General features: G+C 49.1%; 2 protein-coding genes. Both read left to right on the forward strand.

Features of this window, described 5'->3' with window-relative positions:
* Window positions 1-187: FliG C-terminal domain-containing protein (locus R7P67_RS26660; RefSeq protein WP_318086565.1), on the forward strand; the 187-nt coding region annotated here is incomplete at its 5' end.
* A 3-nt stretch (window positions 188-190) separates the two neighbouring features.
* The gene (gene fliH / locus R7P67_RS26665; RefSeq protein ID WP_005478070.1) at window positions 191-946 is read left to right on the forward strand and encodes a flagellar assembly protein FliH; all 756 of its coding nucleotides are present in this window, start codon (window positions 191-193) and stop codon (window positions 944-946) included.
* The last annotated feature ends 66 nt before the right edge of the window (window positions 947-1,012 follow it).

The raw sequence follows: 1,012 nt of genomic DNA on the forward strand, positions 1-1,012 counted from the left end.
GCAAGCGATCAAACGCTCAATGCCACAACGTATGGTGAAAGCGCTAGAAGACGATATGGAAGCGCGTGGTGCAGTTGCACTAAGTCGAGTTCAGAAAGCACGCCAAGACATCATGCAAATGGTGCGTGAGCTTGATGAGTCGGGCGAAGTTCAGTTGCTTCTATACGAAGAGCCAACGGTGGAATAAAGCATGGCAGAACAAAGATCGAACATTATGCGACTGCCTCCAAGTGGTTACCGTTTACACCGTTTTCCGCCGCTGGCACAGCCAGTTGCGGTTGATGAAGAGTTCGGCTTGGACAACCAAGGTTGGCAAGAGTCGCAAGTGGACATTCAGCAACAACTTGAAGCAGGTTTCCAACAGGGGCTGCAACAAGGTCATGAAGAAGGTTTACGCCAAGGCATCGAGCAAGGTAAGCAACAAGGTTTACTCGATGGTCAGAAAGAAGGCTTTCAGAAAGGATTTGTTTCTGGTGAACAAGCTGGTAAGCAAGGCTTTTTAGAAGCGGCGAAGCCAGTTAATGACTTGTTCCAAGCCTTGTCTCGCTGGCAAAGTGAAAAAGAGCAGCAGCAACGCCACATGATTTGTGAGTTGGTACAGAAGGTGGCTCAGCAGGTGATTCGTGCCGAGCTTACTCTGATGCCACAGCAAATTCTGGCGCTGGTGGATGAAACACTGTCTGCGATGCCGGGCAAAGCGGAAACCGTGACGGTTCATCTCAACCCACAAGATCTAGAACGCATTACGCACATTAACGCGGATCTGCCTAAGTCTTGGAAGCTGGTTGCCAACAACGAACTGCCAATTGGTGGTTGTCAGTTAGTGACGGATGATGCGGAAGCAGACGCCAGTTGTGACTCACGCTTAGAGGCGTGCATGGACAACGTAAAACAGCACTTGTTAGACGAAGTCAGCATTCCACAGGTTGAGTCTGAAAATGAGTAGTACATTAAGCCACGAACTATTAAGTGAGCGTTTGAGCGATGCATTAGCATCGCTTGATTCTATTCC

Source organism: Vibrio sp. Vb0937 (assembly GCF_033338855.1).

Coding starts and splice junctions, on each gene's coding strand:
- fliH (WP_005478070.1), top strand. CDS start 191: ATGGCAGAACAAAGATCGAACATTATGCGACTGCCTCCAAGTGGTTAC.